Annotated in this window: 6 protein-coding genes; 3 read left to right on the plus strand and 3 right to left on the minus strand. The window is 46.6% G+C overall.

Going from position 1 to position 6,157, the window contains the following annotated elements; translation table 11 throughout:
* The first annotated feature begins 28 nt into the window (after positions 1-28).
* Complete coding sequence (locus JCM11969_RS12215) at positions 29-301, plus strand: SDR family NAD(P)-dependent oxidoreductase (protein ID WP_054711614.1); 273 nt, start codon at positions 29-31, stop codon at positions 299-301.
* A gap of 50 nt (positions 302-351) precedes the next feature.
* Positions 352-861, plus strand: coding sequence for a Rossmann-fold NAD(P)-binding domain-containing protein (locus JCM11969_RS12220; RefSeq protein WP_054711616.1), 510 nt, complete (start codon positions 352-354; stop codon positions 859-861).
* Positions 862-1,370: 509 nt separating this feature from the next.
* Here JCM11969_RS12220 and JCM11969_RS12225 read toward each other — a convergent pair.
* The 3 genes from JCM11969_RS12225 to JCM11969_RS12235 form a co-directional block, all read right to left on the minus strand.
* On the minus strand, positions 1,371-2,540 hold the full coding sequence (locus JCM11969_RS12225) for an NAD(P)H-dependent oxidoreductase (RefSeq protein WP_054711618.1): 1,170 nt from the start codon (positions 2,538-2,540) through the stop codon (positions 1,371-1,373).
* Between the two features lie 13 nt (positions 2,541-2,553).
* Entirely contained in the window at positions 2,554-3,099 is a 546-nt protein-coding gene (locus JCM11969_RS12230) for an NADPH-dependent FMN reductase (protein WP_054711619.1), read from the minus strand.
* Between the two features lie 303 nt (positions 3,100-3,402).
* The gene (locus tag JCM11969_RS12235) at positions 3,403-4,353 is read right to left on the minus strand and encodes a sugar-binding transcriptional regulator (RefSeq protein ID WP_054711621.1); all 951 of its coding nucleotides are present in this window, start codon (positions 4,351-4,353) and stop codon (positions 3,403-3,405) included.
* A 341-nt stretch (positions 4,354-4,694) separates the two neighbouring features.
* Here JCM11969_RS12235 and JCM11969_RS12240 point away from each other — a divergent pair, with 341 nt between their 5' ends.
* Positions 4,695-6,080 (plus strand): class II fumarate hydratase, encoded by a 1,386-nt coding sequence (locus JCM11969_RS12240; RefSeq protein ID WP_056987983.1) that lies wholly within the window; start codon positions 4,695-4,697, stop codon positions 6,078-6,080.
* Positions 6,081-6,157: the final 77 nt, after the last annotated feature.

The following is a 6,157-nucleotide window of genomic DNA, read 5'->3' on the forward strand; positions in this document are numbered from 1 at the left end:
ATGAAACTGAAACAGGGAGTGAATTACGGTGAAGCAACCCAAGGTGGAAAACAAAATTGTGTTGATCTCAGGCGGAACGTCAGGTGTCGGCAAAGCGGCCGCAATCTCATTGGCGAAGGCCGGTGCAGAAGTCATTATTTTGGGACATCGTCAATCACGAGCGGATGCGGCGGTGGCAGAGATTCAGCGGCGGTCCAACAACCCGCTGATCTGGGCCGAGTTGTGTGATCTCACGCTGCATAGCGATATTAAGGCGTTGCACGAGCGGCTGATCGACCAAAATATTCGGTTGGACGCCTGATCAATGCGGCGGGCGGGGTCACGCTGCCACAAACGCCAACGGCGGAGGGTGTGAACACGAGTTATGCTTTAAACTATGCCGCCACATACTGGTTGACGACGGAACTTCACGACCGGTTGCGGAAGGGCGCGCGGGTGCTCAACGTGCTCGGCTTGGCATTGGTGGCGAAGAACCAGCCCGTGTTGATCCCTGATGACCCAAGCTGTGCCGGCTTGAACGGGTCGCAGGTGATCGACGCGGCGTTTTCAAACAAAATGTTATTCACGCAGGCGCTTGCTGGGCGATATAAACGCGACGGCATCACAATTAACTGTTTTAACCCAGGTCTGATCCGAACGGGTATGGGCACGGATGCATCCGCCATGGCGAAAACGTTGCGCGGCTTGTACAATGTGCCGGCTAAATCTGAATCTAAACTGGTCGCAAAACTAGCCCTGGATCCGCGCTATACGCAGACTGGTATTTTATATAATGTTTGGGGCCATCCGGTTAAGATGCCGGAAGCCCACTATACGGTGCAGAAACGGCGGGATTTGTTGGCGTTTAGTGAGACGCTTTAAATTTAAAACAGCTATCTGGGTTAACGAATGGTTAACGCGAATAGCTGCTTTTTATTGTTATATGGGCTTTCTATTGTTGAGTAATTTAAAGTAGCACTTTAATGTCGCTTCGCTGCAATACTGGTAATAGTCATCCTGGATGGTGGTTTCTCATAAGTGCGGTCATGAAGCCTATCTTCTAATCATTACTGGTGAGACTTGCAAATCGTGACAAGCATTGCTGTCAATAGGCTTACTGGCAGTCGAGGGCGGATTCTTCGCAAACTAGTTTTAACGCACATTGTGATACTTAACCAGTGATAACGAGTAAGTTCAACGTCAGTGGAATGGACCAATTTGGCGCGGAGTCGCGAGCCACTACGCGGAGTGCCAAATTGCGGAATGCAACGAACTATCACCAAGTATTAGCCTTTCAAGTGAAGGGCGCTCGGAATGACATTAAAACTGCAAAAACAAAAACCCCAGCCAAGACAACGCAGAATTGCCTTGGCTGGGGTTTTAATTGTAGATTAATCTTCTTTAGAAGCACTAGTAGTGGCATCAGTATCCGCCTGTGCTTGGTCAGCACCATCAGCGGCGTCGTCGACCGGTGCACCGGTGTCTTCAGAAGCACCAGTTGTTGCATCGGCGCTGGCTGGTTTAGCAGCGTCATCACCGTGTTTTGAAGCACCGCTCATGACATCGGTAAAGGCACCTTTTTCGAACAAGCCGATAATGTGTTCAACACTCCCAGTGAATTCAATCGTTCCAAGGTATGAGCCGTCAACGTCACGCAGGGCATAGTACTGGATCAAAGTCCGGTGACCGTGCATGATCAATGGGCGTTCCACCATGTCACGTGAGCCGTCTTTGAAGCTGTTGATAATGGCTTTAACGGCTGGCAAGGCCTTCGGTGGGTGACATTCTTCCACAGTTTCACCGATTTCGTTAACGTGACGGACATGTTCCCGGTTTGGTTTATCGGAATACCAGGCAAAGTGGTCGGTGCGGTCGATCAGGTCGATTTCAAACGGAATGGTGCTGAAAATTTGTTGGGCTTCCTTGAACGTTAACCGTCCAGTAGGGAAGTTGATGTAGGCATCGTTCACAAATGGTTGTTTCAAAGTCATAAGGTCATCCTCCTCAGTTTGTTTACTTAAAGCGTCGGTCATTTGCACGAAGCTGGTAAAGCTTTCTTCCAGGTTAGCCACAGCGTCTTGATCGGTGATATTACCGTCTTTGCTGAAACTCTGGGCAGCTCTACCGACAAGGACTTCATGACCAGCTTGAACGGCAGCGTTACAGTCTGGTGAAGCCAAGATTTGGCGCACTTGTTCTTGTGCCCGTGACGTTGCCTGAGTCCCGTATGAAACGCCGACAACCATGGTTGGTTTGCGTTCCAAAATATTCTTGGGATTGTAGAATAGCCACTCAATGGCGCTAATGAGTGCTGCTGGGATAGCGTGGTCATACTCTGGACAAGAGAAAATGACGCCATCCGCATTTTTTACAGCCTGCTTGAATTTCCAAACGGCCATGGACTGTTCCTCATAGGGCAGATCCTGGTCGAATTCTGGCAGTTGGTTGATTTCTAATACGTCGATATCAGCTAATTGCTTGAAGTGTTTCTTCATATATTGAAGTAACAGACGGTTGTATGAAAAGTCAGCGTTTGTGCCGACAATTGCAGCAAATTTCATTTATCGGACCTCCTTACTTCGCATTTTGACGTTCAGCAAACGTCAAGAATTCGGCAAAACATTTATCTAAGAATTTAACGGTGCCTTCATCCTTAACATCCCCGTTTTCGTCGAACGCAGTGTCGCCATTTCCTAAGAGAAATTCATCCCCCTGCCAAGCTTCAGCGTTGACGCCGGGAGAATTTAGAATCTGACGCAGGGCCATTTGTGCCCGTGATCCTCCCTGTGGTAGGGAAGACACGCTGACGATCATGACGGGCTTGTTTGCAAAGGGGTGCACGTTGTATGACAGCCATTCAATCACACTCTTCAATGAAGAGGAAACTGTGTGGGCGTGCTCGGCACAACTGATAATGACGGCGTCTGACTGTTCGATCTGTTGCGCCAGGTCGGTGACCGATTGGGGGTCGCCCCCAGGGTAGTTTTCGTTAAACATTGGTACTTTGTCAATGTCAGCTACCGTAATGTCTTGGTCATCAAAATGGCGACTCATAAACTGGAGCAGTTTGCGGTTGGCAGAGTGTTTCGAGTTAGAACCAACAATTGCTGTTATTTTCACAAGTCTCACCTCAAATTAACTTAATATATTCCTAGTCATATAATATACGAATAAATTGTAATGCAATTTCGGTCTGAAAGCAACTACTATGAATGCGTTTTCTTTGCTGTGACGCTGGTTACGACTATGCATTTTGTAGGATGGCCAAAAATATTTTACACATTAGGGGGATTTTAAATAAATAAAGAATTATGTTCAGTATTCCTCAATTGTGTTATTAATCCTACAATTATATAAGAAGATGTTGTTCAAAAAGGAATGACAGTGTTCACGATGTCATTCCTGAGTGATGCCCCATCTGTTTTAGTTGTGATGATCCTCAAGTAGGACCCGGTTTGCGACCGATTCGTTTGTGACGATATCAGTTAGGAGCCCACCGCGTAACGCTCCCAGCAGTGTGCGGCCCTTAAACTTACTTTTTACAATACCGACTCTGTGAGTGACGGCCATGATGCTATCGAGAGAAGCACCGAAAAACTTGTCACGTTGCGCGTTTAAAATCAGACCATTGATATCGTAGGGTCGACCATACAGGAAGCCCACGACGTCACTGTCATCAGCGTTACCCAAGATTTCGTCACGGTGATTACGCCACTGGGGAATTGAGTCGACTGACGCCATGGTGCCAAGCCCCGAAAACAGCATATCCATCCGTGACATTGCCGAGAAGGTCGGAATCATTGCGGGTTCCTGTTGAAAGGTCGTGCGAATGTCATCATTGAGGATGTAAAGCGGTCCCGGCAGGGTGAGGTAGCGGGCGTCGAACTTGGCAGCCGCCTTTTGGACGAGTGGTGTTGAGCCGAACGCCGAATTATATTTGAGATTATCACCGGCAAATTGGGTGAAGGTCACATCATCGTTGACTTCAGGCTGGAAATGGTTAATGACGGTTGCCACTGTGCCGCCCCAAGCCACGCCAACAATGGTGCTTTGATGAATCATTGTTTGAATTTCTTCAGCCGCAAATGAAACGATGTTTTCGTAATCATCGTTGGTGGTGTCCGCATCCTTCAAGATAAAGGCATTTTGAATAGTAAACATTTTTTTGAACTGAGCTTCCATCTCCAGGTTACGATCGATTGGGGCGTTGATCGTAATTTTAACTAAACCGGTACTCACGCTGTCATCCAAGTATTTTGAGATCAAATAACGACTGAGCTGGTATTTTTTGGATATTTGAGAAATTGTGAGCTTGGAAAGGTAGTAATCTCTGGCAATGTTGGCAATTTGTTCTTGTTGTTTAATGTCTTTCATAAGTGAAGGCACCTCCTAACATCCTAAATGAGAAGCGTGTTGATCTTAGTTAGATGATACCTGTTCTGATTAAAAAATTGAAGCGTTTTATGAATTTGCAAGACCGCTGTTTAATAGTTGCGATAACTGGGGGTTATTTTGATAAGTGTTAAAACGTGACACTACGCATTTTGGGGCTTTTTTTTAATGGCAATCGGAATAATAGGCGCAATATAAGGAATGATTATAATTTAATGAAAGGTTGACTATAATGACGTGGTACTATTAGTATGGTTGTTAATAATTGTACATAAGCGTTATTCTCATTTAATTTTAATTTTAATTTTATGGAGCAACATCTCATGACAGAAGATTACCGAATCGAATCAGACACTATCGGCGAAGTTAAGATACCAGTGAACGCACTTTGGGGCGCTCAAACGGAACGGAGTCGTAACAATTTCCCGACTGGCGCAAAGATGCCACTTGAAATCATTAAGGCCTTACTCCAAATCAAAAAGGCCGCTGCCATTGCGAACAAGGAAGTTGAAGCGATTGATGGCAAGAAGGCTGACTTAATCGTTGAAGCCATTGACACGTTATTAGCACTCAGCGACGAAGACCTGCGCAAGGACTTCCCACTAGTTGTCTACCAAACCGGTTCAGGCACCCAAACGAACATGAACGTGAACGAAGTCGTCGCTCATCAGGCCGCAAAGATTAACGCAGACATTGAAATCTTACCAAACGATGACGTTAACCATGGTCAAAGTTCAAACGATATCTTCCCAACAGCCATGAATTTGACTGCGGCAGCGGCTGTGAACCGCTTAGAAGCCTCATTACAACACTTAATTGATGAATTAAAGCAGAAGCAAGAAAAATACTGGACCACCGTTAAAATCGGCCGAACTCATTTGCAGGACGCAACGCCATTAACGTTTGGTCAAGAAGTTAGCGGTTGGGTCAGTGCTTTGGAACATGATTTAGACTATTTGAAGACCTTAGGCCAGACCTTAAGCGAAATCGCTATGGGTGGAACTGCCGTTGGAACAGGGTTGAACGCTGCGCCTCACTTTGCCGATATCATTGCTGAAAAGATGAGTGACCTCTACAATCTGAAGTTTACCGCCGACAGCAACAAATTCTACGGCTTGGCTCACCATTCAGGATTAAATGTGGTACACGGGGCCATCAAGACGTTGGCCAGTGATCTGATGAAGATCGCCAACGACGTCCGGTTCCTAGCTAGCGGTCCACGTGCCGGCTACAATGAATTGAACATTCCAGCGAACGAACCTGGTTCATCGATCATGCCTGGGAAGGTTAACCCAACTCAAGCTGAAGCCATTACGATGGCTGCTGTCCGAGTTATGGGAAACGATGTTGTGGTTAACGTGGCTTCTAGTCAGGGGAACTTTGAAATGAACGTCTATAAGCCAGTTTTGATCGATGCCTTCTTGGAATCAGCAGAACTGCTTGAAGGCACCATGCGCGGCTTTGCGGACAAGATGATTGCTGGGTTGACGGTCAATGCAGAGCGGATGGAAGAATTGGTGGATAATTCACTCATGACAGTGACTGCATTATCACCACACATTGGCTACCATGAAAGTGCGACGATTGCACAGACTGCTGAAAAAGAGGGCACTACGTTGAAGGTAGCCGCCTTGAAGTCTGGGTTGGTTACTGAGGAACAGTTTGATCAGTGGGTTGTTCCTATTGATATGACTAATATTAATAAGTAAAGAGTGTGGAGCGAGGCGGTTAAGGGGCTCCTGCGTAAGGCACTCTGGCGAAAAAATCCCGGTTTTGGATTTTATCG

It is taken from the genome of Secundilactobacillus paracollinoides DSM 15502 = JCM 11969, assembly GCF_001311135.1.
GTDB classification, from domain to species: domain Bacteria; phylum Bacillota; class Bacilli; order Lactobacillales; family Lactobacillaceae; genus Secundilactobacillus; species Secundilactobacillus paracollinoides.

Bases quoted from the DNA above. Each gene is read 5' to 3' on its own strand.
- JCM11969_RS12235 (WP_054711621.1), bottom strand. From the start codon at position 4,353: ATGAAAGACATTAAACAACAAGAACAAATTGCCAACATTGCCAGAGAT.
- JCM11969_RS12240 (WP_056987983.1), top strand. From the start codon at position 4,695: ATGACAGAAGATTACCGAATCGAATCAGACACTATCGGCGAAGTTAAG.
- JCM11969_RS12225 (WP_054711618.1), bottom strand. From the start codon at position 2,540: ATGAAATTTGCTGCAATTGTCGGCACAAACGCTGACTTTTCATACAAC.